The sequence below is a fragment of the Erythrobacter sp. A6_0 genome, from assembly GCF_017744235.1.
Classification (GTDB): domain Bacteria; phylum Pseudomonadota; class Alphaproteobacteria; order Sphingomonadales; family Sphingomonadaceae; genus Qipengyuania.
The window spans coordinates 197,727-223,786 of sequence record NZ_JAGHQR010000001.1; the positions used below are offsets into that span (position 1 = coordinate 197,727).

At 65.2% G+C, this 26,060-nt stretch carries 26 protein-coding genes; 11 read left to right on the forward strand and 15 right to left on the reverse strand.

Going from position 1 to position 26,060, the window contains the following annotated elements; genetic code table 11:
* Positions 1-51: 51 nt before the first annotated feature.
* Entirely contained in the window at positions 52-2,148 is a 2,097-nt protein-coding gene (locus J7347_RS01065; protein ID WP_209160531.1) for a malate synthase G, read from the forward strand.
* A 3-nt stretch (positions 2,149-2,151) separates the two neighbouring features.
* On the opposite strand, the gene J7347_RS01070 is transcribed toward J7347_RS01065, so the two are convergent.
* The 5 genes from J7347_RS01070 to lptD form a co-directional block, all read right to left on the reverse strand.
* On the reverse strand, positions 2,152-2,766 hold the full coding sequence (locus tag J7347_RS01070) for an NAD(P)H-dependent oxidoreductase (protein WP_209160532.1): 615 nt from the start codon (positions 2,764-2,766) through the stop codon (positions 2,152-2,154).
* A 40-nt stretch (positions 2,767-2,806) separates the two neighbouring features.
* Entirely contained in the window at positions 2,807-3,643 is an 837-nt protein-coding gene (gene rsmA, locus J7347_RS01075; RefSeq protein ID WP_209160533.1) for a 16S rRNA (adenine(1518)-N(6)/adenine(1519)-N(6))-dimethyltransferase RsmA, read from the reverse strand.
* Positions 3,643-4,641, reverse strand: a complete 999-nt coding sequence (gene pdxA / locus J7347_RS01080; RefSeq protein ID WP_209160534.1) for a 4-hydroxythreonine-4-phosphate dehydrogenase PdxA — start codon at positions 4,639-4,641, stop codon at positions 3,643-3,645. The genes rsmA and pdxA overlap by 1 nt, the downstream gene beginning before the upstream one ends.
* 1 nt (position 4,642) lies before the next feature.
* Entirely contained in the window at positions 4,643-5,941 is a 1,299-nt protein-coding gene (locus J7347_RS01085; protein ID WP_245173809.1) for a peptidylprolyl isomerase, read from the reverse strand.
* Between the two features lie 191 nt (positions 5,942-6,132).
* The gene (lptD, locus tag J7347_RS01090; protein WP_209160535.1) at positions 6,133-8,514 is read right to left on the reverse strand and encodes an LPS assembly protein LptD; all 2,382 of its coding nucleotides are present in this window, start codon (positions 8,512-8,514) and stop codon (positions 6,133-6,135) included.
* Positions 8,515-8,627: 113 nt separating this feature from the next.
* On the opposite strand from lptD, the gene J7347_RS01095 reads away from it, so the two are divergent.
* From J7347_RS01095 to ndk, 5 genes are all read left to right on the forward strand, one after another.
* A complete protein-coding gene (locus J7347_RS01095) occupies positions 8,628-10,082 on the forward strand; it encodes a leucyl aminopeptidase (RefSeq protein ID WP_209160536.1) in 1,455 nt (484 codons plus the stop codon).
* 7 nt (positions 10,083-10,089) lie between these two features.
* Positions 10,090-10,266, forward strand: a complete 177-nt coding sequence (locus tag J7347_RS01100; protein WP_245173754.1) for a DUF2256 domain-containing protein — start codon at positions 10,090-10,092, stop codon at positions 10,264-10,266.
* 4 nt (positions 10,267-10,270) lie between these two features.
* Positions 10,271-10,720 (forward strand): DNA polymerase III subunit chi, encoded by a 450-nt coding sequence (locus J7347_RS01105; RefSeq protein ID WP_209160537.1) that lies wholly within the window; start codon positions 10,271-10,273, stop codon positions 10,718-10,720.
* 33 nt (positions 10,721-10,753) lie between these two features.
* Positions 10,754-11,287: a hypothetical protein gene (locus J7347_RS01110; protein ID WP_209160538.1), complete on the forward strand. Its 534-nt coding sequence runs from the start codon at positions 10,754-10,756 to the stop codon at positions 11,285-11,287.
* A gap of 69 nt (positions 11,288-11,356) precedes the next feature.
* On the forward strand, positions 11,357-11,779 hold the full coding sequence (gene ndk, locus J7347_RS01115) for a nucleoside-diphosphate kinase (protein ID WP_209160539.1): 423 nt from the start codon (positions 11,357-11,359) through the stop codon (positions 11,777-11,779).
* Between the two features lies 1 nt (position 11,780).
* Here ndk and J7347_RS01120 read toward each other — a convergent pair whose 3' ends face one another.
* The 3 genes from J7347_RS01120 to purM are packed head-to-tail and all read right to left on the reverse strand — an operon-like array spanning position 11,781 to position 14,678.
* Positions 11,781-12,980, reverse strand: a complete 1,200-nt coding sequence (locus tag J7347_RS01120; protein ID WP_209160540.1) for a sulfotransferase — start codon at positions 12,978-12,980, stop codon at positions 11,781-11,783.
* Positions 12,980-13,588: a phosphoribosylglycinamide formyltransferase gene (gene purN, locus J7347_RS01125; protein ID WP_209160541.1), complete on the reverse strand. Its 609-nt coding sequence runs from the start codon at positions 13,586-13,588 to the stop codon at positions 12,980-12,982. Before purN ends, J7347_RS01120 begins: the two co-directional genes overlap by 1 nt.
* Positions 13,581-14,678: a phosphoribosylformylglycinamidine cyclo-ligase gene (gene purM / locus J7347_RS01130; RefSeq protein WP_209161165.1), complete on the reverse strand. Its 1,098-nt coding sequence runs from the start codon at positions 14,676-14,678 to the stop codon at positions 13,581-13,583. The genes purN and purM overlap by 8 nt, the downstream gene beginning before the upstream one ends.
* A 69-nt stretch (positions 14,679-14,747) precedes the next feature.
* Here purM and J7347_RS01135 point away from each other — a divergent pair, with 69 nt between their 5' ends.
* Genes J7347_RS01135 through J7347_RS01150 form a run of 4 tightly spaced genes read left to right on the forward strand, consistent with a single transcriptional unit; the run spans position 14,748 to position 17,766 of the window.
* Positions 14,748-16,031: a hypothetical protein gene (locus J7347_RS01135; protein WP_067678533.1), complete on the forward strand. Its 1,284-nt coding sequence runs from the start codon at positions 14,748-14,750 to the stop codon at positions 16,029-16,031.
* 25 nt (positions 16,032-16,056) lie between these two features.
* Positions 16,057-16,668, forward strand: coding sequence for a DnaA/Hda family protein (locus tag J7347_RS01140; protein ID WP_209160542.1), 612 nt, complete (start codon positions 16,057-16,059; stop codon positions 16,666-16,668).
* A 28-nt stretch (positions 16,669-16,696) separates the two neighbouring features.
* Positions 16,697-17,407: a serine O-acetyltransferase EpsC gene (gene epsC, locus J7347_RS01145; RefSeq protein WP_067678525.1), complete on the forward strand. Its 711-nt coding sequence runs from the start codon at positions 16,697-16,699 to the stop codon at positions 17,405-17,407.
* Entirely contained in the window at positions 17,407-17,766 is a 360-nt protein-coding gene (locus J7347_RS01150; protein ID WP_209160543.1) for a DUF2794 domain-containing protein, read from the forward strand. The genes epsC and J7347_RS01150 overlap by 1 nt, the downstream gene beginning before the upstream one ends.
* Before the next feature lie 47 nt (positions 17,767-17,813).
* Here the strand turns inward: J7347_RS01150 and J7347_RS01155 are convergent, their stop codons facing one another.
* From J7347_RS01155 to J7347_RS01165, 3 genes are all read right to left on the reverse strand, one after another.
* A complete protein-coding gene (locus tag J7347_RS01155) occupies positions 17,814-18,986 on the reverse strand; it encodes a hypothetical protein (protein ID WP_209160544.1) in 1,173 nt (390 codons plus the stop codon).
* Positions 18,987-19,064: 78 nt separating this feature from the next.
* Positions 19,065-19,994 carry an SDR family NAD(P)-dependent oxidoreductase gene (locus J7347_RS01160; RefSeq protein WP_067678520.1) on the reverse strand — a complete coding sequence of 310 codons (930 nt, stop codon included), beginning with the start codon at positions 19,992-19,994 and terminating at the stop codon, positions 19,065-19,067.
* 146 nt (positions 19,995-20,140) lie between these two features.
* Positions 20,141-20,836 carry an HAD hydrolase-like protein gene (locus tag J7347_RS01165; protein WP_209160545.1) on the reverse strand — a complete coding sequence of 232 codons (696 nt, stop codon included), beginning with the start codon at positions 20,834-20,836 and terminating at the stop codon, positions 20,141-20,143.
* 61 nt (positions 20,837-20,897) lie between these two features.
* On the opposite strand from J7347_RS01165, the gene glmU reads away from it, so the two are divergent.
* The gene (gene glmU / locus J7347_RS01170; protein ID WP_209160546.1) at positions 20,898-22,259 is read left to right on the forward strand and encodes a bifunctional UDP-N-acetylglucosamine diphosphorylase/glucosamine-1-phosphate N-acetyltransferase GlmU; all 1,362 of its coding nucleotides are present in this window, start codon (positions 20,898-20,900) and stop codon (positions 22,257-22,259) included.
* Between the two features lie 24 nt (positions 22,260-22,283).
* Here the strand turns inward: glmU and J7347_RS01175 are convergent, their stop codons facing one another.
* From J7347_RS01175 to J7347_RS01190, 4 genes are all read right to left on the reverse strand, one after another.
* Entirely contained in the window at positions 22,284-23,753 is a 1,470-nt protein-coding gene (locus J7347_RS01175) for a glycosyltransferase family 39 protein (RefSeq protein WP_209160547.1), read from the reverse strand.
* A 59-nt stretch (positions 23,754-23,812) separates the two neighbouring features.
* Positions 23,813-24,070 (reverse strand): ATP synthase F1 subunit epsilon, encoded by a 258-nt coding sequence (locus J7347_RS01180; RefSeq protein ID WP_209160548.1) that lies wholly within the window; start codon positions 24,068-24,070, stop codon positions 23,813-23,815.
* Positions 24,071-24,208: 138 nt separating this feature from the next.
* Complete coding sequence (gene atpD / locus J7347_RS01185) at positions 24,209-25,666, reverse strand: F0F1 ATP synthase subunit beta (RefSeq protein ID WP_067678508.1); 1,458 nt, start codon at positions 25,664-25,666, stop codon at positions 24,209-24,211.
* 44 nt (positions 25,667-25,710) lie between these two features.
* Entirely contained in the window at positions 25,711-26,049 is a 339-nt protein-coding gene (locus tag J7347_RS01190; protein WP_348521531.1) for a hypothetical protein, read from the reverse strand.
* Positions 26,050-26,060 lie beyond the last annotated feature (11 nt).

The following is a 26,060-nucleotide window of genomic DNA, read 5'->3' on the forward strand; positions in this document are numbered from 1 at the left end:
CCCCGGGATCCGCTTTTCGATTATTAGCAGTATACGGGTGAGTTGCCTTTCATGACCGATTACGTGAACCGCGCCGGGATCCAGGCCGATCCGGCCTTGGCCGATTTTATCGAGAACGAGATTCTCCAGCCGCTCGGCAAAGATACGGGCGCGTTCTGGACGGGCTTCGCGTCCCTTCTCGAACGCTTCGTCCCGCGCAACCGGGCGCTTCTCGACACGCGCGGAGAACTCCAGGCGAAGATCGACAGCTGGCATCTGGATCGGGCCGGGCAGACGCACGATGCAGATGCGTATCGCGCGTTCCTCGAAGAGATCGGCTATCTCGTTCCCGAGCCCGAAGCGTTTACGATCGGGACCGAAAACGTCGATCCCGAAATCGCGACCATGGCCGGGCCGCAGCTCGTGGTGCCCATTCTCAATGCGCGTTTCCTCCTCAACGCTGCCAATGCGCGGTGGGGCAGCCTGTATGATGCGCTGTACGGCACGGATGCGCTCGACGCGCCGCCGCCAAAGCCCGGCGGGTACGACCGGGCGCGCGGCGATGCGGTGATCGCGGAAGGACGCCGGTTCCTCGACGAAGTCCTGCCGCTGGCGAGCGGGAGCTGGCGCGATATCGCTGGCGCGGAGGATATCGACCTTGCCGATAAGGGCGCCTTCGTCGGCCGGAGCGAAGATGGGCTGCTGTTCCGCAACAACGGCCTGCACATCGAAGTGCAGTTCGCATCCGATCACCCGGTTGGCAAAACCGACAAGGCCGAAATCAGCGACATCGTCCTCGAGGCGGCACTTACCACGATCGCCGATCTCGAGGATTCGGTCGCCGCAGTCGATGCCGAGGACAAATTGCTCGGCTATCGCAACTGGCTCGGCGTGATCCGGGGCGATCTGGAAGAAAGCTTCGAGAAGGGCGGATCGACACAGACGCGGCGGCTGTGCGAAGACAAGATCTTTCGCGACGCGGAAGGGGCCGAACATCGCCTGCCGGGCCGCAGCCTCATGTTCGTCCGCAATGTCGGGCACCTGATGACCAATCCCGCCATGCTGTGGGACGGCGGCGAGATCCCGGAAGGAATCATGGACGCGGTCGTCACCGGAGCGATCGGCGCGCTCGACGTGGCGGGCAAGGGGCGCTTCGGAAATTCGCGCACCGGTTCGATCTATATCGTGAAGCCCAAAATGCACGGGCCCGAAGAATGCGCCTTCACCAACGACCTGTTCGATGCGGTGGAGGATATGCTCGGTCTTGATCGGCATACGATGAAGGTCGGCGTGATGGACGAGGAACGGCGCACATCCGCCAATCTCGCTGCCTGTATCCATGCGGTGAAGGACCGCGTCGTGTTCATCAACACCGGCTTCCTCGATCGGACGGGTGACGAGATGCACACCTCGATGCGGGCCGGGCCGATGCTGCGCAAGGGCGCGATGAAAGGCTCTGCGTGGCTCAAGGCCTACGAGGCGCGCAATGTCGGTATCGGTCTCGCTCATGGCCTTTCGGGCCGGGCGCAGATCGGGAAGGGCATGTGGGCCGCGCCCGATCTGATGGGGCAGATGATGCTGGAAAAGATCGGCCATCTGCGCGCCGGGGCCAACACCGCCTGGGTGCCGAGCCCGACTGCCGCAACCCTGCATGCGATCCATTACCACCGCGAGGACGTGTTCGAGATCCAGCGGGGCCTGCCCGATGCGGCGAAGCTGGACGAGCTGCTGACGATCCCGCTGGCCGAAGGCGTGAACTGGTCGGAAGAGGAAATTCGAGAGGAGCTCGACAACAATTGCCAGGGCCTTCTGGGCTATGTCGTGCGCTGGATCGATCAGGGCGTCGGCTGTTCCAAAGTGCCGGACATCAACGATGTCGGGCTGATGGAGGACCGCGCGACGCTGCGGATCAGCTCGCAGCATATCGCCAACTGGCTGCTGCACGGTGTCGTCAGCGAGGATCAGGTCATGGATTCGCTCACTCGCATGGCCGCCAAGGTGGACGAACAGAATGCGGGCGATCCGGCATACGAACCGCTGCTCGAAAATCAGGACGCGCCTGCTTTCAGCGCGGCGAAGGATCTGATTTTCAAGGGCGTCGATCAGCCGAGCGGGTATACCGAACCGCTGCTGCACCAATGGCGGCGGGAAAAGAAGGCGGCGGGCTGAAGGTCAGCTCGTGCCTGGATAGGGCTCGTTCTTGAGCAGCCTGGCAAGATGGGCGGCATTTGCTGCCACCGTGGCCGCAGTGACGTCCGTCTTGTCGGGCGTCTCGTCCAGATCCTTGAAGTCGATACTGCCCATGGCTTCCCCGACCCAATAGCAAGCGGCAGCGGCAGGGATCGTCCAGCCCGTATCGTTCAGCGACTGGAAAAGCTGCGCCGAACTCCAGTGCGCGCCATCCTCATTGCCCACGATCGCGGCCACCGCGATCTTGCCAGAACTCGGCATACGGCCCTTGTCGTCGGTTTCGCCTAGAAACGCATCCATGCGTTCGAGCACGCGCTTGGCGATCGAACCGATCTGTCCCATCCAGATCGGGCCGCCGAAGATCAGGATATCATGCGCGAGGATCTTTGTGCGCAGTTCCGGCCAGTCGTCTCCGTCGCCTTCGTCCGAGGTGACCCCGGGTAGCACATTGTAGTCCGCGATCCGCAGCGTTTCGGTGATCTCGACATCGTGATTGGAGAATTTTTCCCTCAGCAATGCGATCATCGCGTCGGTCGAGCTGGGCTCGCCGCTGCTTTTCTTGAGCGAACAATTGATGGCGATGGCTTTGACGGACATGGAAATTGTCTCCTTCAGCCCGTCAATGCATGGCGCGACGCTATCGTTTCGCCATCCCGTCCACCTGCCTCGCCAGTGCGACGAAATCGGCGACGCGCAAGGTTTCGGCCCGCCGTTGCGCATCGATACCGAGGGTTTCCATCGCCTCGATCGCGCCCGGCACGCCCTTGAGGCTTTGACGCAGCATCTTGCGGCGTTGCCCGAAGGCGGCTTCGGTGAGGCGTTCGAGCGTGCGGGCGCTGACGCCGTCCGGCATGGACGCGGGCGTCACATGGACGATGGCGCTCATCACCTTGGGTGGGGGCGTGAAGGCGCTGCGATGGACCTTCATCGCCAGCTTCGCCGTGCCGCGCCACTGGGCCAGAACCGCCAGCCGGCCATAGGCAGAACCTCCAGGCGCGGCGACGATCCGTTGGGCGACTTCCTGCTGAAACATCAGCGTCAGCCCCGTCCAGAGCGGGGGCCAGTCCTCGCCCGACAGCCAGCGCACGAACAGCGCGGTGCCGACATTATAGGGCAGGTTGGCGACCACTTCGAACGGTTCGCCCCCCATCAACTCGGCATGGTCGAGCTTCATCGCGTCGCCCGGAACCACGGTCAGTCGGTCCGGAAACGCCTCCGACAGTTCGGCAAGCGCGGGCAGGCAGCGCGGGTCCATTTCGATCGCGGTGACACGCGCTCCCGCACGCAGCAGCGCGCGGGTCAGGCCGCCGGGGCCGGGGCCGATCTCGAGCACGTTGCGGCCCGCCAGATCGCCGGGAACGGCTGCGATCCGGTCCAGCAGATGTTCGTCGAAGAGAAAATTCTGGCCGAGCGCCTTGCTGGCCGACAGGCCGTGCCGGGCGATCACTTCGCGCAAGGGGGGCAGGTCGGCCATCAAGGCTTCGCGCGCCGTTCAGCCATCGTACCTGCCATGCGCAGACCGGCGATCATCGCGCCGGGATCGGCCAGGCCCTTGCCTGCGATGTCGAACGCCGTTCCGTGGTCGGGCGAGGTACGGACGATCGGCAGGCCGAGCGTGACATTGACGCCTTCGTCGAAATCGAGCGCCTTGATGGGGACCAGCGCCTGATCGTGATACATCGCCAGTGCCGCATCGTAGGTCTGGCGCGCGCGTGGGGTGAAGAGCGCGTCGGCGGGGTGCGGACCTGTCACCGCCATGCCTTCTGCGCGCAGCGTTTCGATGGCGGGGGCGATGATGTCGCGCTCCTCGCTGCCGAATTTGCCGCCTTCGCCCGCGTGGGGATTGAGGCCGCAGATCGCGATGCGCGGAGCCGCGATCCCGAAATCCCGCGTAAGAGCCGCGGCAGTTATTCGCGCTTTCGCGGCAATCGTCGCCTTGTCGAGCAGGCGGGGCACGTCGGCGAGAGCACAATGCACAGTCACCGGAACCGCGCGCAGGCTCGGCCCGGCCAGCATCATCACGACATCGTTTGGCCCCAGCCCGCAGGCGGCGGCGAGAAATTCGGTCTGGCCGGGAAATTCGAAACCGACGCGCGCCAGATGGGCTTTGGAGACGGGAGCGGTGACGGCTGCGGACGCCTTGCCGAGCAAGGCCATGCGGACCGCCCCGGCCAGCGAGCCGAGCGCGAGCGCCGCTCCCGCATCGTCGGGCACTCCCGGGCGATAGGTGCCGTCCTCCGCTCCGAGCACCGGAAGGCCCCGATCGAAAGCGTCGTTCGCTTCTGCCGCATCGTCGATAGGCACGATAGGGCAGGCGAGATCGCGAACCGCAGCCGCTTTCTCCAGCACGGTAGTACCGCCGACTACGAAAAAGGGCGCAAGCTTGCTTTCACGGCGCCGCGCCCAGCTCGCGACGATGATCTCCGGCCCGATCCCCGCCGGATCGCCAAGCGATACGGCGAGAGGGGGCATGTCAATTATACTCGATATAGGCGTCGTTGCGCAGATCGCGCAGGTAACGCTGGGCGCGCTTGCCGATGCGCTCATCCTCGATCTGGTTCATCAGAGTCTCGAAATCGGGTCCGGAATTCTGTTCGGGATCGTCACGACCGCACAGCATCAGCACACGGATGCCGTCTTCCACGCTGCCGAAGGGCGGGGTGGTCTGACCGATCTGCAATTGCAGAATCGCGTTCTGCAAAGCCTCGGGAAGCGAGCGAACGCGGATTTCGTCGTTGGTGACGATGCTGGCGCCGAGCGCAGCGGCCGCGCTGTCCGCATCGCCGCAGCCGCGAATCTGCGACACGCCTTGGGTGAAGGCCTGCACGCGCGCAGCCGCCTGCGCCTGCGTGGTGCCCGGATCGAATCCGATCGAGATCTGCTTGAGGCTGAGCACGGCGTCACGCGGATCGGCGGTCAGCACCTGACGCTTGTCGATCAGATACAGGATCGAGAACCCGCCCGGAATGGGCAGGGGGCCGACCAATTGGCCGGGCTGCATCTGGCCTGCGACTTCCGATAGCTGGGCGGGCAACTGGCCGAGCCGCACCCAGCCCAGATCGCCGCCCACGGCTGCTGTCGACGCTTCGGAGAACTGACGTGCATAAGCGACGAAACTGCCGCCCTGGCGCAATTGTTCGACGATACGGCGCGCATTGTCCTGCACCGCCGCCTGGCTTTCGGGCGTTGCGGACAGGAAGATTTCACCCAGCCGGAATTCTTCGGTCCCACGCGAGGCTTCGAGCCGCTCGAGCTGCTCGTTCACTTCTTCACCCGATACGCTGACGAACGGAGCCACATTGCGGCGCAGCAGGCGCTGCCAGGCAAGCTCGCCGCGAATCTGGCGCTTCAGGGACGCGGGCGAGGAACCGACCTGCTGGAGATAGGCCGCCATCGCGCCGTCTTTCTGGCCGAAATTCTGTTGGGCCACGGCGTTGTAACGCTGCTCCACCTCCTGGTCGGTGACCTCGATTTCCTGCGCTGCGGCTTCCTGAATTTGCAGGGTTTCGTCGATGAGATTGCGCAGCACCTGCATTTTGAGGCGCTGGAAATCGTCGGCGCTCAATTCCTGATCGTTCGCTGCCGTGACGAGCGCTACCCGCTGATCGACATCGGTTCCGGTGATGACATCGCCGTTCACGACCGCGGTCGCGGTGCGAACGTTCGGATTGCTCTCGCCCAGCAAGGTTACCGATTCGGGCAGGCCGAGCGGGTTGCCGGCTTCGGGCGCATCGGCCTGCACCTGCGCGATGGCAGGCACCGGCGCGGCCATCAGGCCGAGCATCGCCGTAAGGGAAACGAGAGAGGATAGCGGTTTGCGCGTCACGTAGATCGTCCAATTGCGGCGCCATGCAGGCGCCCGGATACAGTCCGGTATTGCCGCCGTCCGGCTTAACCGTAGCTGATTGGCGGCGGCGATTAGCGCATAGGAGCCCGCATGCCAACGGGCGCGGCCCGCACGCGTCAGCGGAAGCCCAGATTGCGGAGCGCGAAATAGACCTGGAAGGTGTCGCCGCGTTGCGCATCGCCCGTGTCGAGATAGTCGCGCCGCCAGGTCAGCCCCATTTCGAGGCAATCGTCCTCGTAGGCGACACCCAGCCGCGTACGGATAGGCTGGAAGCCGTCCGATCCCAGATTCGGATCCTCGTCGCGATTGGTGAGATTGAAGACGCCGGAGCCGAATACAGACCAGTAGCGGCGGAAGGCGACACGCGCGGCGGCGCGCAATTCCTCGCGATCCTGCAAATCCTCGACCTGGAAGATATTCCGGTTGAGCCGGAGATAGCCGACCTCGGCGTAGGTTCGCGCGCTGCCGACAGTCGCGTCGATCTCGTTGCGGCGCACCGCCAGATTATCCTTGTCGAGGCGGAAGCGGTGGGTCAGCTTCACGAAATCGCGGAACCGCACTTGGGTCCGTCCGACGATGTCCGATACGCGCTCCGACAGGCCGGTGCCATCGACGAACACGCCCGGATCCTTGTCCAGCCTATAGGTCTGGCCGAGCGTGGTCTTCAGATCCCATCCCGGCGCGCGCAATTGCCAGTCCACGCCATATGTCACGCGGGCGCCATCCTCGACCCGGTCGTATCCGGGAAAGCGGTTGAGCGCGAAGAGGTTGGAATCCTCCAGATCGATCGCGCGCGAATCCTCGTTGGGGATCGCGAGGTTGCGGATCGGCGGGCTGGCGGCGAACTGGACGCGCGGGGTCAGCACCTGATCCCAGCCGAGAAACTGGCCCACCAACGGCCATTCCACATCCACCGCCGCGACTGCGATACCGCGTGCTTCCCATCCCGGATTGCCGCGATAGAGCGCCGTGTCGGTGAGCGCATTGTCGCTCGAATGGTATACATCGCCGCGCACCCGGCCGGTCAGCGTCACCAGCTGGCCCATCCCGGTCACGCGGCGCAAATCCCAGCGCGCGCGGGCGAAGGCGCGCTGCGTGTCCTGCCCCTCGTCGCGCAGGATGGCGAGGCTGTTGGCCTGTAGCTCGACCTTGCCGCCCAGAACCGGATCGTTGAGCCGATACCGATAGTCGATCGCGGGCAGGGCCAGCGGAACCTGCCCCTGATCCGCGCCCAATCGCAAGGTCTGCGTCGCCCAGCCGGCGATCGAGAGATAGGATTGCCGGTCGATCCGCTCGAGATCGATGGTGGAGCGCAGGCGATCGTCGCGGCTGATGTCGTAACGGCGCAGGAACGTGCGGTCGCTCGCGCGGCGCACCGATCCGGTCAGGCTCCAATTGGGATCGAACTGGAACTGGCCGTTGGCGAAGACATAGCCGCGGAAATCGCGTTCTCCGACGCGATTGCCCGTCAGACTGGAGATGCGGCGGCTATAGGTCGCATACCCCGTGATCTGGAACGCGCCCTTATCGGTCAGCTGGCGGTACTGCCCGCTTACCATCGGGAGCGCTTCGGTGAAGACATATGCGCTGGCGGTCGCATCGCGATTGGGGCCGAGACGCCAGTAATAACTGCCGCTGACCTCAAGGCCGTTGCTCTTCGAAATGCGCAGATCGGGCACCAGGAAGCCTGCGACCGGTCCTCCATCGGTGCGGATCGAAAGGCCGGGCAACGGCAGGAGACGCGCGCCGAACAGTTCGAGATAGGCGTTGCGGAACCGGACCCGGCTGTCGCTGGGATCGTACGTCACGCGATCGGCGGTGATGCGCCAGCTCGGCGCCTTGTCGCAGCCTTCGGGCGTGGTGACGGAGCAGGCGGTGTAGGCCGCGCGTTCGAGCTCGATCGTCCCATCCGCGCCGCGCGATCCGGTTTCTGCGGCCAGCCGCCCGCCCTGGCGCAGCGCCAGCAGCAGGTTCTCCATCGCGCCGGCTTCGAATTCGTCAGTCAGCACCACGCTGTCCGAGAACAGCTGATTGCCGTTTTCGTCCACGAAGCGCACGCGTCCTTCGGCGAGGATTTCGCCACTGTTACGGTTCCAGGTTACGCGATCGGCCCGCACCGAGCGATCGCCGCTGCGCAGGACGACGCTGCCGCTGGCAGTGACGGTGTCGCTGGACGAATCGTAGCTGAGCGTGTCGGCTTCGAAGGCGATCTCTTCGCTGTCGGCGCTTTGGCCGGTCGGCAGGTCGACCGTGTCCTGCGGTGCATCTTCCAGCGGGCGCGTGGAGAGGTCGGCACTTTCTTCCTCGTCGTCGAACCGGTCGGGATCAGGCCGGTCGGCCTGTTCCTGCGCGGTCGCCATGCCGGTGGCCGCGCCGTCCTGCGCGAGTGCGGCGGAGCCGTGAAAACCGGCTATCAGACAGATGCTTAGCGCGCTGGACAGCGAGAGCCCCGCCCGGATGCGGTGCAAATCGGGCGCGGATACGCTGGGCGTGTGCATGGCTTGCCTATCGCATCGCCGCTCCCTAACTGCAATCGCGTTCACGAGCGGCCTTTCGCATTGCCTCAAATCGCGTCGCGGCCGCGCCACACCTATTACTCGCGGGAGTTTCCATGCAGATCGAATTCAGCCCATCGCGTCCCGAAGGATTGCGCCTCGTCGCCCAGGCCACCGTCAAGGGCACGCTGCCCGACGGGCTGGAGCGGGCGATGGAAGAAGGCGCTAAGGCGGCGCGTTTCAAGGGCTCGGCAGGCCAGCTTTTCGACGGCTTCGTCGAGCGTGACGGCGCGGTCCTGCGCCTGGTCCTGGTCGGCACCGGCGCTGTCGACGCCGAAGGACGCGCGGCGAATTGCGAGAAGGCGGGTGCTGCGATTTCGGCCAAGTACCAGTCGGCAGGCGAGGAGACGATCGGCTTCGATGCGACCGGCCTCGCCGCCGAAGATCTCGCGCATATCCTGCTCGGCCTCAGACTGCGCAATTGGCGTTACGACATCTATCGCACCAAGCTGAAGGACGAGCAGAAGGTGACGCTGAAGCGCGTCGTCGTCCTGAACGCGCCCGAAGGTGCCGAAGACGCCTGGAACGAGGCCGCCCATCTCGCCGACGGGATCGAGTTCACGCGCGAACTCGTCACCGAGCCCGCCAACATCATCTACCCCGAAACCTTCGTGGAACGCTGCCAGAAGCGCTTCGAAGGCAGCGGGGCGGAACTGATCGTGCTCGACGAAGCGAAGATGGAAGAACTCGGCATGGGCGCGCTGCTCGGCGTCGGGCAGGGCTCGACCCGCGATTCGCGCATCCTCGCCATCCGCTGGAACGGCGGCAATGACGGCGACGCGCCGATCGCCTTCGTCGGCAAGGGTGTGACGTTCGACACGGGCGGCATTTCGATCAAGCCCGGACCCGGCATGGAAGACATGAAGTGGGATATGGGCGGCGCCGGCGCGGTCGCAGGCGCGATGCTGGCGCTGGTGCGGCGCAAGGCCAAGGCCAACGTGGTCGGCGTGGTCGGCCTGGTCGAGAACATGCCCGACGGGAACGCGCAGCGCCCCGGCGACGTGGTCACCTCCATGTCCGGCCAGACGATCGAGGTCCTGAACACCGACGCCGAAGGCCGCCTGGTTCTGTGCGACGCGCTCCACTGGACGCAGAAGGAATTCAAGCCCGCCCGGATCGTCGATTTCGCGACGCTGACCGGTGCGATCATCGTATCGCTGGGCAACGAACATGCGGGCGTGTTCTCGAACGACGATGCGCTGGCGCAGGATCTTGCCGATGCGGGCAAGGCCAGCGGAGACAAGGTGTGGCGCCTTCCCATCGGCCCGGCCTACGACAAGCTGATCGACAGCCCGATCGCCGACATGAAGAATATCGGCGGCAAGGGCGCGGGCTCGATCACGGCGGCGCAGTTCCTCCACCGCTTCATCGAAGACGGCACCCCCTGGGCGCACTGCGACATTGCGGGCACCGTGTGGAGCGACAAGCCCGGTGCCACCTGGGGCAAGGGCGCGACCGGTTTCGGTGTGCGCCTGATCGACCGGCTGGTCGCCGACACGATCGAAGGCTGATCGGCCAATGGCAGGCGGCGGTACAGGCAAGATGCGGCCCAAGGGCGACCTGCCGCACAAGACCTGCGCCGCCTGCGGGCTCGATTTCGCCTGGCGCAAGAAGTGGGAGCGGGATTGGGACAGTGTGAAATACTGTTCCGAACGCTGCCGCCGCTCTGCAAAAACGACCGGCCAATCGGCCTGATCGCATGCGCGTCGACTTCTACCAGCTGACCCGCGATCCGGTCGAAAAGGTCGTTCCTGCGCTCGCCCGCAAGACCCTGCAGGCGGGCCAGCGCATGCTGATCGTCGGCGCGGATCAGGAGCAGCGCCGGATCATTGCCGAAGAATTGTGGAAGGAAGGCCCGGCGCATTTCCTCGCCAATGGGGAGGCGGCGGAGCCGCACGCCGCGCGCCAGCCGATCCTGCTGTCGGACAGCTGCGAGCCGCTCAACGAAGCGCGCTTTCTCCTGCTCGCGGATGGCGTCTGGCGCGAAGAGGCGAGCGCCTTCGCGCGCACGTTCCTGATGTTCGGCCCCGACCAGACCGAGGCTGCGCGCGGGTTGTGGCGCGATCTGAAAGCGCGCGCCGCCAGCGACGGCACCGTCGAATTCGGCGCCTTTCGCCAGAACGAGGATGGCGGCTGGAACCCTCTGTGACTCCCACCTGTTGGTTGGGAGAAGGAGGCTCTTTTGCGTATCGCCGGTTCCATCGCCGCTCTGTTTCTGCTCGCAGCCTGCGGTGCGTCCGAAGACGAGCCGCCGCGCGACGATCCGCAGCCCAAGGGCCATTACGTCGTCGATCCCGAAACGGGAGCGACACGCGCCTCGATCACCAATGAAGACGGCACCACGATCCTGCGCGCACGGGATGGCAGCGAAGGCAAGGTGGCCGAGCTGCCGACCGGCTTCACCGTTTATCCCGACGCCGAAATACGCTCCACCGTGGAAGTCGGGCGCGGCGAGCGGCGCTCGGTCACGATGACACTTGCCAGCGATGCGCCCCCGGCGGACATGATCGCCTTCTATCGCGCCGAGGCGGAGGCGGCGGGCGTCGCGGTCGATGTCGAGCTCGCCACCGATACGCTGTCGATGGTCGGCGGACGTGCCGAGGACGGGACGCATTTCACGTTCCAGGCGGCGCGCGAGGAGGACGAGACGGTGGGCCAGCTTACCGTGGGCCAGCTCAGCGTGGATCAACTCCATGGAAACAGGCCACGCAACTGATGCTTGCCGTTATCCCCTCACGCGGCTACGGGCGCGCGCATTGCACCCCCTAAATTCGAGGAAATTACGATGGCGGTTACGCGCACCTTTTCGATCATCAAGCCCGATGCCACGCGCCGCAATCTGACCGGCGCCGTCACCAAGATGCTGGAAGATGCCGGTCTGCGCGTCGTCGCGTCCAAGCGCATCCAGATGAGCGAAGACCAGGCGAAGAAGTTCTACGAAGTCCACGCCGAACGCCCGTTCTACGGCGAACTGGTCGATTTCATGACCAGCGGCCCGGTCGTCGTCCAGGTGCTCGAAGGCGAAGACGCCGTGAAGCGCAATCGCGACGTGATGGGCGCCACCAACCCGGCCGACGCCGAAGAGGGCACCATCCGCAAGACCTATGCCGAGAGCATCGAAGCCAATTCGGTCCACGGTTCGGATTCGGACGAGAACGCGAAGACCGAAATCGAATTCTTCTTCAACGACGACGAAATCGTCGGTTGATTTAGGACGCCGAAAAGCCCGCGATCTGCGAACGGTGCGCGTGATGCGCGCCGTTCGCGGCACGGGCCTGTTCGGCGCCCATGCCCTCTAGCGCCTCGTCGGTCAGCGTCAGGCCGAGCGCGGCGTAGATCTGCGCGATCTCGCTCTGCCAGTCGCGCCCCAATGCTGCGAAATCGACGCAGGCCAGAGGGCCTGTGAAATCGGCGAGCGCTGCGGCCATCCGCTCTTCGCGCAGCGCCAGCTTGCGAGCCCATTCCTGCCGGATCTTCTCAAGCGACAGCTCCGCGCTCTGGAAGGCGGACTGCGCCGCCACCAGCGACACCGAACTTGCCAGCACATCGTCCGGCTCTCGCCTGGTGACTACCAGCCGCGTGCCCGGAAGCTCGGCTAGCAGCGCGGGGATATCTTCGGCGAACTTCGGACATTTTAGCACTCTGGGCCGGTCCGCATTGCCCATCATCGCGGCATCGGTGCGCAGGATGCGGGCGAATTCGCGATAGAGCGGGGCTGCATCGCGCGCCTCGCTGAAGGCGACATAGCCGGGGATGCGCCATTGCGCTTCGAAGGCGCACACGTCGAGCGCGGTGGTCAGCCAGCCCAATTCCTCGTCCGCGCGGGTGGGTCCGAAGGGGTGCTGGCTGTCGAGCCACGGATTGACGAGCCGTGCTATGGCGAGGCCCGCGCGCAGTTTGAGCGGACGCCAGTCGAAAACATTGCCTGCGGGAGGCACCGGATCGACCGCATTGCAGAACCGCGTCCCCGCATGGCGCGGATCGGCGGCAAGCAGGCGGTGGACTCGCGTGGTGCCCGCGCGCATCTGGCCGACCACGGCGATCGGTGGCGCAATCGGCGTTTCCGCGAAATCGGGCCGTTCGCGCCACAAGCGGCCCAGCGCATGGCGCTTCTCGATGGCGGCGACGATCTGGCCATAGGCCATGGTGTGGCCCAGCGCGTTGAGCTGCGCTTCTTCGCGCAGCGAGTGGCACAGCGCCTCCAGCCGGGCACGGAAATCGGCCACATCCTCGGGCGCGCGGATCGATATCTCGTCGTCGGGCGCAAAACCCTCGCTGCCTTTCGCCCACAGGAAATCCGGATCGAGCGGCGGCTGCACGGTCAGCCCGCGTTCCCACATGCCGGCGATCGCGCGGTTGGCCAGCGTGGCGGTGCGCGACACGCAGAGGGGGTGAGGGCGGGGCGGCATCAGACGGTCGCGCAGGTCCCGGCATGCCGCAGCACATGCTCGGCGAGGATGCGCGGATAAAGCTGATGTTCGGCGATGCGTACTCGCTCGGCGAGACTCTCGGCGGTCTCGCCCGGACGGATGGCGATCGCGATCCGTCCCAGCACTTCGCCCGCATCGAGTTCCTCGGTCACCAGATGGACCGACACGCCGCCATGCGTGTCGCCCGCCGCGATGGCGCGGGCATGGGTGTCGAGACCGGTGTATTTCGGCAGCAGCGAGGGATGGATATTGAGCATTCGCCCCTTCCAGCGCCGCACGAAAGCCGGGGTCAGAATGCGCATATAACCGGCGAGCGCGATGTGATCGGCCCCTGCCTTGCGGGCCGCATCTTCCATCGCGGCATCATGGTCCTCGCGCGCCATGCCTTTGTGCGAGAGGGCGAAGGTCGCGATTCCCTCCGCCTCGGCCAAAGCAAGCGCTTCCGCATCCGGATCGTTGCTGGCCACCAGCGCGATTTCGTAAGGCGCGCCATCCAGGCGGCTGGCATAGAGCAGCGCCGCCATATTGCTTCCGCGACCCGAGACGAAAACCGCGACGCGCGCCCGTTGCAGGGCGGTTTCAGGCATTATGCACGGCTTCCCAATCGGCGCGCGCGGACCAGACGCCCGCCGCGCCGCGCACGGTGCAGCCGCGCTCGCCTTCAACGATCTCGCCCACCGCCAGCACCGTATCGCCCGCCTCTTCAATCCGCGTGCGGACCATCTCGGCCTGCGCGGGCTCGACGGCGAGCACCATGCCGACGCCGCAATTGAAGGTGCGGGCCATTTCCTCCGGTTCGATCGCGCCCTGCGCCTGGAGAAAGGCCATCAGGCGCGGCTGATCCCACAGACCGGCATCGACCATCGCATGCGCGCCCTTGGGCAAGACGCGCGGAATATTTTCGAGCAGCCCCCCGCCGGTGATATGCGCCATCGCGTCGATCAGCCCGTCGCGTACGAGGGGAAGCAGGTTCTTCACGTAAATCCGGGTCGGCTCGATCAGAGCATCGATCAGCAGGCGGTCGGAATCGAACAGGGCCGGGCGGTCGAGCTTCCAGCCCTTGTCCGCCGCAAGCTTCCTGACGAGCGAATAGCCATTGGAATGCACGCCCGAACTGGCGAGGCCGAGCAGGACATGGCCGGGCCGAACGCGCTCGCCCGTCAGCTGTTCGCCACGCTCCACCGCGCCGACGCAGAAGCCTGCGAGATCGTAATCCCCCGGTTGGTACATGCCCGGCATTTCCGCCGTCTCGCCCCCGATCAGCGCGCAGCCCGCCATTTTGCAGCCTTCGGCAATGCCTGCGATCACGCGCTCGGCAATGCCGTTTTCCAGCCTGCCGGTGGCGAAATAATCGAGGAAGAACAGCGGCTCCGCCCCCTGGACGATCAGATCGTTCACGCACATCGCGACGAGATCCACGCCGACCGAATCGTGCCGGTCATGATCGATGGCGAGCTTCAGCTTGGTGCCGACACCGTCATTCGCGGCGACCAGCAGCGGATCGGTGTATCCTGCAGCCTTGGGGTCGAAGAAGCCGCCGAACCCGCCAATTTCGCCATCGGCGCCGGGGCGCGCAGTGGCCTTCACCAGCGGCCCGATTGCCTTGACCAGCGCATTGCCTGCGGCGATCGAAACCCCCGCATCGGAATAGGTATAGGACGAATTCTTTTCCTGCATGGCGCCTGCCATACGCATTCGCGCTTGGATTTCCATAAGCCATTGGGCAAAAGGCGCGCGGTTTCCCCCATGCACTTGATCCCATCCCTTCCTGCGCTGCGCCGTCCGCTCCCCATTTTCGCCGGGTTGGCGGCGCTTGTCCTGCTTGCAGCGGCGGTCTGGGCGCAGGTGGGGGGCGAGCGCGGCATCGCTCCAGTCGCGGCCTCGAGTGACATTTCGGTCACGGGGATCGAAGTCGACGCCACCGGCAAGAGCAGCGACGAAGCGCGCGCTAACGGCTGGGAGCAGGCACAGCGCAAGGCGTGGGAGCGGCTGAAGGGCCCGGAATTGTCGGATTCGCAGATAGCCGGTCTCGTTTCGGCGATCGTGATCGAACGCGAGCAATTGGGTCCGCGCCGCTATATCGCGCGGCTGGGCGTCATTTTCGACCGGCAGCGCGCCAATGCCTATCTTGGCGGCACCGAACAGGCGCGCCGGTCCGCGCCGATGCTGCTGGTACCGGTGACGTTTTCCGCCGGGACGGAGCTGGTCTACGAGATGCGCAATCCCTGGCAGCGCGCCTGGGCCGAATATCAATCGGGGTCTAGCCGGATCGACTATGTCCGTCCGGCGGGATCGGGTGGCGATTCGCTGCTGGTCACTTACGGGCAGATCGGGCGTCGAAGCCGAATCTGGTGGCGCACCGTGCTAGATCAGTTCAGCGCATCGGACGTTCTCGTGCCGATCGCGGACCTGCGATACACCTATCCCGGCGGACCGATCGAAGGCACGTTCACGGCGCGCCATGGACCGGACAATGTCTATCTCGCCGGATTCCGGATGACGGCCGCCAATCCCGAACAATTGCCCGCGATGCTGGAAAAGGCCGTGGTCCGCTTCGACGCGATCTTCGAACAGGCGCTCGCCAATGGGCGGCTGGCGCCCGATCCCACGCTGGACCTCGGCGATCTGGAGATCGATCCGGCGATCCAGCGCTTGATCGATCTGGGCCGGGCCGAGGCCGAGCGTGAGCGGGCAGCGGCGGCCGCGGCGCGCGCTACGCGCGAGAACCAGCAGGCCGAACCGGGCTCGAGCGTAACGTCCGCGCCGATCGACAATCCGCCCCCGCCGGGCTCTGTCGGGCTCTACACAGTCCAGATCGCTACGCCCGATGCCGACGCATTCAACGCAGGCGTTGCGCAGGTGCGCGGCGCTTCGGGCGTTCGCACCGCCGGGATCCGCAGCACGGCGATCGGCGGCACGTCGGTCCTGACGGTCGGCTTCGAAGGTTCGATCGACCAGCTCGCCGCCGCTCTGCGCAGCCAGGGCTTCACGGTCCGGCAGGCGAACAACGCGCTGTCCGTCAGCCGCTAGGCGCATCGTCGCGACCGCCATTCCCGTGTCTCAGATCGCTCTTCCGCTTTCCGTCGCCGATCCCGATCGGGCGGTGCGGATCGTGGTGGGTGGTGCGAATCGAGCCGCCATCGCCGCATTGGCCGAGCCATCGGACTGGCCCTATCGCACGGCCGTTCTGGTGGGGCCGCCACGCTCGGGCAAGACGCTGCTGGCGCGCTGGTTCGCGTCGTCCGGGCATGGAGAGGCGATCGACGGGGCGGACCGCTGGGATGAAACGGCGTTGTTCCACCGCTGGAACCGCGCGCAGGAGGATGGCCGCCCACTGCTCCTCGTCAGCGATGCGGATGGATGGAGGATCGACCTGCCGGATCTGCGCTCGCGCCTGGGCGGATCAATCCAGCTTGCAATCGCCCCGCCGGACGACGTCATGGCGGGCGAGCTTATCCTGGCGCATGCGGAGCAGCGCGGCCTGCAACTCGCGCCTGCGGCGGCGGATTACCTCGTCCCGCGCGTCACCCGCAGCCATGCCGCGATCGAGAGGGTGGTGGCGGAAATCGACCGTATTTCCCTTGAACGCAAACTGCCCGCCACCATGTCGGTATGGCGCGATGCGCTCGAAGCGGTCCAGGGGCCGGAGCAGGGGCGCTTGCTTTGATACGCGATTGGTGGGAGAATCCTGCGTCATGTTCGACCGGCTGACCGCCTATCTCGACTCCATCCGCGCGCGCGATCCCGCGCCGCGCAGCCGCTGGGAAATCCTCACCTATCCGGGCGTCTGGGCGGTGTTCTGGCACCGCATCGCGCATTGGCTGTTCGAAGCCGAATTGCATTTCCTTGCCCGGTTCGTGAATCATTTCAGTCGCTTCCTGACCGCGATCGACATTCATCCGGGCGCGAAGATCGGACGCAATTTCTTCATCGACCACGGCTTTACCGTGATCGGCGAGACGGCGGTGATCGGCAACGACGTGACGATTTACCAGAACGTGACTTTGGGTGGGACCAATCCGACCAATGGGATCGGGGGCAAGCGCCACCCGACCATCATGGACAATGTCATCATCGGATCGGGCGCGCAGGTGATAGGCCCGATCACGGTGGGCGAGCGCGCGCGGATCGGCGCCAATGCGGTCGTCACCGACGACGTGCCCGAAGGCGCGACGATGATCGGCTTCAAGGCGCGCAGCACGCTGGTGCCGGTCGAAACCTATATGCGCGAATTCATGCCCTACGGCACACCGTGCGAGGAACCGTGCGAGCCCGACATGCGCCGGTTCGAGGCGCTGGAGCAGCAGCTGACGGAAATGCGCGCCGAGCTGGAAGCGCTTCGCAAGATATCGACGCCCGAAGCTTCCGACATTGCGGACGCCAAGCGGAGCGGATCGACAAACTGATGCAGCCGAGCGGTGGATCAGGCGGGGCAGTCTTGCCATTTCCTGCGCGCAATGCCGATCAGGTCGGCTTCACGCGTGAAGAGTTGACGCGCATTCTCGACCTGTATGGCCGGATGGTCGCGGCAGGGGAATGGCGCGATTACGCGATGGATTTCACGCGCGATTTCGCCAGCTTCGCCGCCTTTCGCCGCGCCGCTGAAAAGCCTCAGGCCCGCGTGGAAAAGCGGCCCTCGCTGCGCCAGCGGCAGGGCATGTGGACTTTATTCGGAGAGCACGGCCAAGTGCTGAAACGCGGCCATGAATTGGCTGGCGTGCTCGCGCCGATGGAGCGGCGGCTTATGAAAGCCGTCGATACGTAAGCTTCGTTCGAGAAAAGGCCGAGGTCCGAAGACCCCGGCCCCTTTTTCTATCCAGCGACGACACCCGCCACCGGCACGCGCGCCTGCCACCCATTGGGCAATCCCGCGACCACCTTGTTGCGGATCGGCGTCCAGAAGGCCGACAGGCTGAGCAGGGCGGATCCGATCACCAGCGCGGTCAGCGCGAAGGTCAGCTCAACCGCACCGAAACGGTCGAACAGGAAAGCCAGCGCCACGAGGACATAGGCGAGAGCGGAAACCAGCAGCGCCCGCCGGTCGATCGCCAGCGCGACGAGGCCGAACAGGACATAGATCGCCAGCACGCCGATTGCGGAACCGACGCCGACCCGATCGCCACCCTCCATTACGCCGAGCGAATAGAACACCGGATGCGCGATCATGGGCGCTGCGAGCAGGTGCAGCCAGAAGGCGACATCGCTGCGGCGCGTGGTGCGTTCACGGTCCGACATGTCCCAGCGCATCGCGAAGGCGAAGACGCCGAGACCCATCAGGAAGGTCAGTGTCAGCAGGGTGTCGCCGACCGTTTCTTCGTTCAGTCCGAGCGGGCCGTAGAGCAGCGAGACGATCAGCGCGATCACCGTAACGGCGGCGGCAGCTGCACCGGCGGCGACAGTGATCGGCACCATGAACCGCTTCCAGTGGAGCCATGCAGCTCCCGCGGCCAGCAGGCCAGCCCCGGCCACGAACAACGCGCCGGTGCTTTCATTGTCCATCGCGCCAAGAGACAGCCCGATGCCCATCGCGGCGGCGAAACATCCACCGACGAAAGCCAGCAGCAGGATGATGCTGGGCAGCGCCATGCGGCGGCGGCGGGTGAAGAATTCGGAGAGCGGCCAGGCAGTCGCGGCGATCAGGGCCCCGGCAAACAGGGTCGTGAGCGCGCTGCGCCATTCGGATGCGGCAGACCAGGCTGCGATCTCGGCTTCGGTCGGTTCGACATTGGAGCCAAGCGTCCAGATATCCGTCATCGGCGCCATGGCACTCGCGATCGCCTGCCCGATCGCGCCTGCCGCGACCAGCATGATGACCACGCCGATCGCCACGAAGATGTCGTTGAAGCTGTTGATCAGCCGGAAATTCTCTTCGTCACCGCGCGGCATGTCGCGAATCTGCGTCATATGCGCGCGGAACGCAGCCGCCGCATCGGCGCTAAGCGCCCCGGCACTGACGGCGGAATTGATGTCCTCTTCTGAATACACCGGACGGCTCCTACCCTGTTGAAGGGCGGATACTACGTCCGGTGTGTTATTCAGTCAATACGCCTGAGGATCGTCGTGTCAGCCGCGTGCCGAGCTCGGCCCGGTGCCGGTGACCTTCTGCATCGCGGTCAGGATCGCGCCCGACTGTTCGGAACCGCTCTGCGGTGCCTTCAGGTTAGAGAAGTCGCTGATCTTGTCCCAGTTTTCGGCAAAGCCTTCGACCGTGCGCTGCTCTTCGGGCAGCCACACCGCGTCGTTCATCACGGTCCAGGCGCTGTGGAAACCGCCCGCACCCGCGCCGACGATGGCGTTGGTCGGCGCATCTTCGCTGACGAGGAAGAGCGCGGCGGGAACCACGTTCACCGGATCGAACAGTTCGAAGGCCTGTTCGGGGAACAGATCTTCCGTCATGCGCGTGCCCGCGACGGGGCTGAGCGTGTTGACCTTGATGTTATACTTCGCGCCTTCGAGATAGAGCGTCTTGGTGAGACCTGCGAGGCCGAGCTTGGCCGCGCCGTAATTGGCCTGGCCGAAATTGCCGAACAGGCCGGTGGAACTCGCGGTCATCAGCACGCGGCCATAGGCCTGCTCGCGCATGGTTTCCCACGCCGCTTTGGTGGCGTTGGCGCTGCCCAGAAGGTGGACCTTCACGACGAAGTCGAAATCCGCCGGTTCCATCTTGGCGAAGCTCTTGTCGCGCAGCACGCCCGCATTGTTGATGAGGACGTGGACACCGCCCCATTTCTGCTTGGCGTCGGCGATCATCTTTTCCATCTGATCGTATTCGGTGACCGATGCGCCGTTGGCGATCGCTTCGCCGCCCGCCTTTTCGATTTCCTCGACCACCTTGGCCGCCGCGTCGGACGTGCCGGTGCCGTCACGCGATCCGCCCAGATCGTTGACGACCACCTTGGCGCCGCGCTTGGCGAGCTCGAGCGCGTATTCGCGGCCCAAACCGCCGCCTGCGCCAGTGACGATGGCTACCTTGTCCTTGAAATCGATGCTCATGCGGCTCTCCGTTCTCGTTTACGTTAAGGTCAATCTGGGAAGCGGAATGCCATGTGCGCCGCTTGCTGGCAACAGGCCGCACGGCAGGGCGCGATGCCGTAGGGGCGGGACGAGCTTCGAGAGCCTATTTTTGCGCGAATCGCGCCTCAGAGCGCCTCGATCGCCGGGATCAGCTCGTCCATCTGATGGATCAGCGCATCCGCTTTGAAATCATCCTCGCTCAGATCGCAATAGCCGTAGCAGGCGGCGATGAAGGGCACGTCCGCCGCACGCGCCGCATCGCGGTCGTAACTGCTGTCGCCGATATAGATCAGCGATCCGCCGCCGCAGCGGTCCCGCGCGGCCACGATGGGATCGGGCAGCGGCTTGGCGCGATATTGTCCATCCTCGCCTTTGCCGAGGCTGTCTCCACCGATCACACATTCGAAGCGATCGATAAGGTCCAGTTCCGTCAGGACGCCGCGCGCGAAATCCTCGAACTTGTTTGTGACGACGGCGAGGCGCGCCCCGCGTTTGGTCAGCCTATCGAGAGTTTCGATTACGCCCGGATAGGGACGGGTGTGGACCGCGTAATGATCTCCGTAATAGGCCAGCATCGCTTTGTAGAGGCGCTTGAACTCGTCTCTGTCGAGCCCGCCTTCCGCCTTGCTCTGGGCGTCCACCGCCTGACTCAGCATCGCCTTCGCGCCGCCGCCGATCAGATCCTTCGCATTGTCGATCGGGACCGTCGCGAACCCGCCCAGCGTCAGCGCGTGATTGACTGCCGTGCCGAGATCGCGGTGGGTTTCGAGGAGAGTGCCGTCGAGGTCGAAGCACACGATGTCGAAGGGAAAATCGCTCATGGCGCGGATGGGTGCAGGATACGCCTTCAAACCGCAAGCTTGTCGTGGCAAGGCGCCCAGTATGAGCCAACACGAATTCGCCGCCATCATCCTCGCCGCAGGCAAGGGCACGCGCATGAAGAGCGCGCTGCACAAGGTCCTCCATCCCATCGCCGGGCGCCCGATGCTGAAGCATCTGATGGCGAGCGTGGAGGCGCTGGGCCCGAAGAAGCAGGTCGTGGTGGTCGGCGCAGGGCGCGAGCAGGTCGAAGGTGCGCTGGGCGATACGGCGCAGACCTGCCTTCAGGAACCCCAACTCGGCACCGGCCACGCGGTCCAGCAGGCGCAGGAGCGGCTGGCGGGCTTCAAGGGCGACGTGCTGGTCCTTTACGGCGATGTCCCCTTCGTGCGCGGCGAGACCATGCAGGCCATGCTCGATCGCCTCCATGCCGAGGATGCGCCGAAAGTCGTCGTGCTCGGATTCGAACCGGACGACGCGCTGGCCTATGGCCGCGTGATCGCCGACGATGCGGGCCGGATCGCGAAGATGGTCGAATTCAAGGATGCGAGCGATGACGAGCGCACCTGCCGCTTGTGCAATTCGGGCCTGATGGCGGCGCGGGCAGAGGATATGTTCGCGCTGCTCGACCGCGTCGGCAACGACAATGCGCAGGGCGAATACTACCTCCCCGACATCGTCAATATCGCGATATCGGACGGGGACGTTTGCGCCGCCGTCACCACGGCCGATCCGGGCGAGGTTGCCGGCATCAATTCGCGCGGCGAACTCGCCGCCGCCGAAGCGCTCTGGCAGGCGGAGCAGCGGGCGCACTGGATGGCCGAAGGCGTAACGCTGCGCGCGCCCGAGACCGTGTTCTTCAGCTGGGACACGCAATTGGGTCGCGACGTCACGGTCGATCCCAATGTCGTGTTCGGCCCCGGCGTCACCGTGGCGGATGGCGCGCACATCAAGAGCTTCAGCCATCTCGAAGGCGCGTCGATCGGTGAGGACGCGCAAGTCGGCCCCTATGCCCGCTTGCGGCCCGGCGCGGTCATGGCGAAGGACAGCTTCGTCGGCAATTTCGTCGAGATGAAGAACGCCCATCTGGGCGAAGGTGCCAAGGCCAGCCACCTGACCTATCTGGGCGACGCGGAGGTGGGCGCGCGCGCCAATATTGGCGCGGGCACGATCACCTGCAATTACGATGGCTATTTCAAATATCGCACCGTGATCGGCGAAGGTGCCTTCATCGGATCGAACAGCGCACTGATCGCGCCGGTGCGGATCGGGCGGGACGCCATCGTGGCCGCGGGCAGCGCGGTGACGAGCGATGTGGCCGATGGGGATCTGCGCATGGTGCGCGGCGAGCAGATCGTGAAACCGGGCTGGGCCGACCGGTTCCACGACGCGATGCGAAAGAAGAAAGCGGCGAAGAAGGACTGACCCGGCCGGGCCGCAAATCGGGCGTCAGCGGCGGCGCCAGGCCCGGATGGTTCGTTCACCCAATTTAGCACTTGCGAGCGGCTCGTAATCGCTTTGCAGCGCGTTGCGAACCAATTGCCCCGCCGTTTCGTTTTGCCGCGTCAACGGGTCGCTTGCAGTCACGATGACGGAGGGCTGGGTCGCGAGGACACGCGCGACCTCTCCTGTCTGATCCACGCCGAGCGCGTCCGTTTCCAGCGCGTTGTTCAAGTGATCGGGATAGACGAAGCGCGTCGCGATGCAGCTGTCGGCGGTGGTGTAGAGAACGCTCGGCCCGTCGAAGATCCACAGGCATTCGCTGTCGCGATCGACGAACGGCGCGATCGCCCGCGACAGATGCGCCACGCTCGCGCGCCGATCCGCGCTCTTCCCCGCCTGATCGAGCCCGACATAGAACAGCGCATAGAAGCCGAAAAGCATGAGGACCGAGACCCGTGCAAGCGGCGCCGGGGATGCGAACAGGGGCAGGGCCAGCACTATGGCCGCCGGCACCAGCGCGGCCAGATAATAGAGATACACCGTCCCCGGCAGGAACACCGTCCCGACCAGTCCGACAGCGAACAGCGCATAGCTGGCATAAAGCATCGGATCGCGTGGCGGAGCAAGCCGTACCGCCGCCCACAGGCCGAGCAGGGCGGGGACGAGGATCGGGAGCATGGCAATCGGCAGTTCGCCGCGCCAGCGCCCCGCGCCCTCGCGCAGGAAGAAGGAGCCGAAATTGGCCCACCAAAATGCGTCACCGGCTCCCAAAGCCGCGAAGATCGCATAAGCCAGCACGGTGGGCGCAATCCCGATCGCGGCGAAAAGGAGGGCGGGTTTTGGCAGGCCGTCAAGTTGAACGCCTTGGCGATGGAAGCGCAGAAGAGCGAGCCCTCCAAGCGCCAGGCAAGCGGGGAGGGCCGTATACTTCAACTGAAGGGCCAGACCGCCGAGCAACATGGCCCATGCAGCTCGCCTAAAAGAAAGGTGCTCGCGATCGCTCGTCACGAGATAGAGCGCGCCCAGAAGAAGCGGCAGGAAGAACACCTCGCTCTGCCCGGCATGGCTCCCATAAAGCGGCAGCATCAGCGGGTAGGCGATCCCCGCCAGCAGCGCCCCCCAGCGATCGGCGAGCGGCCGGGCGAGCTCGTATATCGACAGGCTGCCCGCAAGGGTGAACGCCATCGCCAGCACTTGATACGCGACCGGTGACGGTCCGCCGACCGCGTGCGCCATGGCGAACAGCGCGAATAGCCCTGCGGGTTTGCGGTCCCACAGATCGGCATAGGGCAGCGCCCCGTCGAGCCAGCGTAGACCGATCAGCGAATAGAGCTGCTCGTCGTAATCCGCCGCCGGATCACCAAGCCAGATCGCACGTGTCGCGACGACGGCGAGCGCCAGCACCAAGGGCGCCAGCCAACGAGCCTCGCTCTTTGTGCGATGGGTAGCAAGAGGAAGGGCTTGCGGCGCGGACATCGTCCGCCGCCATGCCCGATCATGGTTAAGGAGCGGTGTGCACCGCCCTTAGGACTGGATCAGCCCTCGACGTGTTCGGCCAGAACGGTCAGGCCCTTTTCGCCCACTTCGGCAAAGCCGCCGCGCACTTCTATGCTCTCGGGCGTGCCGCCTTCGGTCTTGTAGACCTGTACCGCGCCATCGCGGATCGTGGACATGAAGGGCGCATGGCCTTCGAGCACGCCGAACTCGCCCTCGGTTCCGGGCACGACGACCATATGCACCTCCTCCGAACGGACGAGCTTGGCGGGGGTCACGAGTTCGAAATGCAGTGCCATCTGTTCCTCACATCTCTCTCCCCATTAAGAGGAGAGACAACGCGACTTGCGAGCTTGCCCGCCAGTCGCAGTCGAGAGGGGCCAAGCGCGGCCCCTCTCTCTGAGTTTTCTCCCCGCGAATAGGGGGAGGGTTATCGCTTACGCGTCTTCCGCGAGCTTCTTGGCCTTTTCGACCGCCTGATCGATGCCGCCGACCATATAGAAGGCGGCTTCGGGAAGGTGATCGTATTCGCCGTCGACCACTGCCTTGAAGCTCTTCACCGTGTCTTCGAGCTGCACGAACTGGCCCGGAATGTTGGTGAAGACTTCCGCGACGTGGAAGGGCTGGCTGAGGAACTTCTGAATCTTGCGCGCACGCGCGACCGTCAGTTTGTCCTCTTCCGACAGCTCGTCCATGCCGAGAATGGCGATGATGTCCTGAAGCGACTTGTACTTCTGCAGCGTTTCCTGGACGCGGCGGGCCGTCTCGTAATGCTCCTGACCCACGACGCGCGGTTCGAGCACGCGGCTGGTCGAATCGAGCGGATCGACAGCCGGATAGATGCCGAGTTCGGAAATCGCGCGGTTCAGCGTGGTGGTCGCGTCCAAGTGAGCGAAGGAGGTGGCGGGCGCCGGGTCGGTCAAATCGTCCGCGGGGACGTAAATCGCCTGCACCGAAGTGATCGAGCCCTTGTTCGTGGAGGTGATGCGCTCCTGAAGGTTGCCCATGTCGGTCGCCAGCGTCGGCTGATAGCCCACCGCCGAAGGAATACGGCCGAGCAGTGCCGACACTTCCGAGCCCGCCTGCGTGAAGCGGAAGATGTTGTCGACGAAGAAGAGCACGTCCTGGCCTTCCTGATCGCGGAAATATTCCGCCATGGTCAGGCCCGACAGGGCAACGCGGGCGCGCGCGCCCGGCGGCTCGTTCATCTGGCCGAAGACCAGCGCCACCTTGGAGCCTTCCGAGATCGCGTTTCCGTCCGCATCCTTGGCGATGACGCCCGCGTCGAGGAATTCGTGATAGAGATCGTTACCCTCGCGGGTGCGCTCGCCCACGCCCGCGAACACGGACACGCCGCCATGGCCCTTGGCGATGTTGTTGATCAGTTCCTGGATCAGAACGGTCTTGCCGACGCCTGCGCCGCCGAACAGGCCGATCTTGCCGCCCTTGGCATAGGGAGCGAGAAGGTCGATGACCTTGATGCCGGTGACGAGAATGGCCGCTTCGGTCGACTGGTCGACGAACAGCGGAGCTTCGGCGTGGATCGGAGCGGTCTGATCGGCGCCGATGGGGCCGCGCTCGTCGATCGCTTCGCCGACCACGTTCATGATGCGGCCCAGCGTCTTCGGGCCGACCGGAACGCTGATCTGCGCGCCGGTGTTGATGACTTCCTGCCCGCGCACGAGCCCGTCCGTCCCGTCCATCGCGATGGTACGCACGGTGTTTTCGCCGAGGTGCTGGGCGACTTCGAGAACCAGCGTGTTGGAGCCGTTCTTCGTTTCGAGCGCGGTCAGGATCGGCGGCAGTTCGCTTTCGAAAGCGACGTCGACGACGGCGCCGATGACCTGGGAAATCGTGCCGTTAGGCGACTGGTTGAGTACGGGTGCGGTGGCCATGATGTCTATCCTGACTTGGTCCTGAAATGCTTGAACGGGGCGCGTCAGCCGACGCAGACATTGTCCGGTTCTGCGAAGGCCCAGTCGCCGTCGCCGGCGGTAAGGGTCGCGGAATTGCGGAGATACTCGTCCTCGCCGAGGCCGAATTCGCAGATGACGTCTTCCGAGCCCAGCCCGGCGCGCTTGCACACTGCGGTGTTGACGGCTTCTTCCTCGGGGCAGGCTTCGGCGTATTTCGCAGTGAAGAGAGCCTGATCGGGCGCGGGCAGCGAAGGGGCCGCCTCTGCAACCGGCGCAGCGGCTTCGTCAACCGGCTGCGGCGCGGGCTCTTCACCACAGGCGGCGAGGAGGGCGAGGGGAAGAAGCAGAGCGAACTTTTTCACAGGTATCAAAT

Excerpts from the sequence above, each read along its gene's own strand:
- J7347_RS01095 (WP_209160536.1), top strand. The coding sequence starts at position 8,628 with ATGCAGATCGAATTCAGCCCATCGCGTCCCGAAGGATTGCGCCTCGTC.
- epsC (WP_067678525.1), top strand. The coding sequence starts at position 16,697 with ATGTTCGACCGGCTGACCGCCTATCTCGACTCCATCCGCGCGCGCGAT.
- J7347_RS01135 (WP_067678533.1), top strand. The coding sequence starts at position 14,748 with ATGCACTTGATCCCATCCCTTCCTGCGCTGCGCCGTCCGCTCCCCATT.
- J7347_RS01105 (WP_209160537.1), top strand. The coding sequence starts at position 10,271 with ATGCGCGTCGACTTCTACCAGCTGACCCGCGATCCGGTCGAAAAGGTC.
- J7347_RS01165 (WP_209160545.1), bottom strand. The coding sequence starts at position 20,836 with ATGAGCGATTTTCCCTTCGACATCGTGTGCTTCGACCTCGACGGCACT.
- J7347_RS01120 (WP_209160540.1), bottom strand. The coding sequence starts at position 12,980 with ATGCCGCCCCGCCCTCACCCCCTCTGCGTGTCGCGCACCGCCACGCTG.
- glmU (WP_209160546.1), top strand. The coding sequence starts at position 20,898 with ATGAGCCAACACGAATTCGCCGCCATCATCCTCGCCGCAGGCAAGGGC.
- pdxA (WP_209160534.1), bottom strand. The coding sequence starts at position 4,641 with ATGCCCCCTCTCGCCGTATCGCTTGGCGATCCGGCGGGGATCGGGCCG.
- ndk (WP_209160539.1), top strand. The coding sequence starts at position 11,357 with ATGGCGGTTACGCGCACCTTTTCGATCATCAAGCCCGATGCCACGCGC.
- rsmA (WP_209160533.1), bottom strand. The coding sequence starts at position 3,643 with ATGGCCGACCTGCCCCCCTTGCGCGAAGTGATCGCCCGGCACGGCCTG.
- J7347_RS01100 (WP_245173754.1), top strand. The coding sequence starts at position 10,090 with ATGGCAGGCGGCGGTACAGGCAAGATGCGGCCCAAGGGCGACCTGCCG.
- J7347_RS01180 (WP_209160548.1), bottom strand. The coding sequence starts at position 24,070 with ATGGCACTGCATTTCGAACTCGTGACCCCCGCCAAGCTCGTCCGTTCG.
- atpD (WP_067678508.1), bottom strand. The coding sequence starts at position 25,666 with ATGGCCACCGCACCCGTACTCAACCAGTCGCCTAACGGCACGATTTCC.
- J7347_RS01085 (WP_245173809.1), bottom strand. The coding sequence starts at position 5,941 with ATGGCCGCGCCGGTGCCTGCCATCGCGCAGGTGCAGGCCGATGCGCCC.
- J7347_RS01065 (WP_209160531.1), top strand. The coding sequence starts at position 52 with ATGACCGATTACGTGAACCGCGCCGGGATCCAGGCCGATCCGGCCTTG.
- purM (WP_209161165.1), bottom strand. The coding sequence starts at position 14,678 with ATGCAGGAAAAGAATTCGTCCTATACCTATTCCGATGCGGGGGTTTCG.
- J7347_RS01150 (WP_209160543.1), top strand. The coding sequence starts at position 17,407 with ATGCAGCCGAGCGGTGGATCAGGCGGGGCAGTCTTGCCATTTCCTGCG.
- J7347_RS01160 (WP_067678520.1), bottom strand. The coding sequence starts at position 19,994 with ATGAGCATCGATTTCAAGGACAAGGTAGCCATCGTCACTGGCGCAGGC.
- J7347_RS01070 (WP_209160532.1), bottom strand. The coding sequence starts at position 2,766 with ATGTCCGTCAAAGCCATCGCCATCAATTGTTCGCTCAAGAAAAGCAGC.
- purN (WP_209160541.1), bottom strand. The coding sequence starts at position 13,588 with ATGCCTGAAACCGCCCTGCAACGGGCGCGCGTCGCGGTTTTCGTCTCG.
- J7347_RS01175 (WP_209160547.1), bottom strand. The coding sequence starts at position 23,753 with ATGTCCGCGCCGCAAGCCCTTCCTCTTGCTACCCATCGCACAAAGAGC.
- lptD (WP_209160535.1), bottom strand. The coding sequence starts at position 8,514 with ATGCACACGCCCAGCGTATCCGCGCCCGATTTGCACCGCATCCGGGCG.